This window comes from Stenotrophomonas sp. PS02289, from assembly GCF_029960115.1.
Lineage (GTDB): Bacteria > Pseudomonadota > Gammaproteobacteria > Xanthomonadales > Xanthomonadaceae > Stenotrophomonas.
Genome location: NZ_JASCOZ010000333.1, coordinates 1 through 1,340 on the forward strand (window position 1 = coordinate 1; position 1,340 = coordinate 1,340).

The following is a 1,340-nucleotide window of genomic DNA, read 5'->3' on the forward strand; positions in this document are numbered from 1 at the left end:
GGCCGGCCCTCCGCACCGCCTGGGCCGGCCAACGGCCGGCGCTACCGAGCCGCCTCCACGGCCGGCTCACCATCTTCAGCACCCGGCGAGCGCACGTGCCCCGCCGGCCGGCCGCGTGCGGCCTGCAGGGCCGGATCCGGCTGTTCCAGCAACTCGGCGCGGGTTCGCGGCAGCGCCTGCGGGTGTTCGCGGGCGAGGAAATCGAGCATGCGCTCGCGCACGATGCAACGCAGGTCAAACGCATCCCCCGAGTTGCGCGCACTGACCAGCAGGCGCACCTGCAGGGTGTGCTCGGTGGTTTCGGTGACCTGGGTGACGCAGACGCGCTGATCCCACAGCTTTTCGCTTCTGCAGATGCGCTCCAGCTCAGCGCGGATCGCACCGATGGGGGCCCGGTAATCCAGCCACAGGAAGGCGGTGCCCAGCAGGTCGGCACTGCGTCGGGTCCAGTTCTGGAAGGGGTTTTCGATGAACCAGGTCAACGGCACCACCATGCGCCGCTCATCCCAGACACGCACCACGACATAGCTGCTGCCGATCTCTTCCACCCGGCCCCACTCGCCTTCGACAATGACCACGTCATCCAACCGGATCGGCTGGGTCAACGCGATCTGCAGACCGGCGATCAGATTGCCGAACACCGGCTTGGCCGCGATACCGGCGACCAGGCCGATGATGCCGGCCGACGCCAGCAGCGCGGTGCCGATCTGGCGCACCATCGGGAACGTCAGCAGCACCATCGAGACGCCGACCAGGATGATCGCGCCCATCAGCACCCGACTCAGTACCCGGGTCTGGGTGTGGATGCGACGCGCCGCCAGGTTGTCGGCCACATCGATGCGGTGCTCGCGCAGGATCGCCTGCTCGCCTGCGGCGACCACTCGTACGAGGAACCAGACGAAACAGGCGGTGAGGCCGATATGCAGCAGACGCAGTGCCTGATCGAGCCAGCGATCCTGCAGCGGGGTCGCTTCCAGCGCGGGAATGAGCACCAGCAGCGGCAGCGCGAAGGCCAGCGGCCGGCTGAAGACACGCGCAATCCGGGCGCGACGATAATCACGCCCTTTGAGGCGACGGGTGAGCGCCATCAGCAACCACCAGCTGGTAATGCCGATGATCAGGGCGATGCCGATCGGCCAGAGATAGTCGGCGGCCAGGGTCCAGTCGACGTGCATGCACGCTCCTGTGAGGGGAACAGGCCCCTCACCCTGCCAGAGCGGCGATGATAGAAACGTAGAGCCACGCCCTGCGTGGCTGCGATTCCGTCTGGCGCCGCGAAGCCACGCAGGGCGTGGCTCTACGGCAGATCAATGCCCCGCTGACGCACCGCCTCAGCCACC

1 protein-coding gene is annotated in these 1,340 nt (G+C 67.7%); it reads right to left on the reverse strand.

Going from position 1 to position 1,340, the window contains the following annotated elements; genetic code table 11:
- Positions 1-41: 41 nt before the first annotated feature.
- Positions 42-1,175: a mechanosensitive ion channel domain-containing protein gene (locus QMX83_RS21455; RefSeq protein ID WP_282298647.1), complete on the reverse strand. Its 1,134-nt coding sequence runs from the start codon at positions 1,173-1,175 to the stop codon at positions 42-44.
- Positions 1,176-1,340: the final 165 nt, after the last annotated feature.

Bases quoted from the DNA above. Each gene is read 5' to 3' on its own strand.
- QMX83_RS21455 (WP_282298647.1), bottom strand. From the start codon at position 1,175: ATGCACGTCGACTGGACCCTGGCCGCCGACTATCTCTGGCCGATCGGC.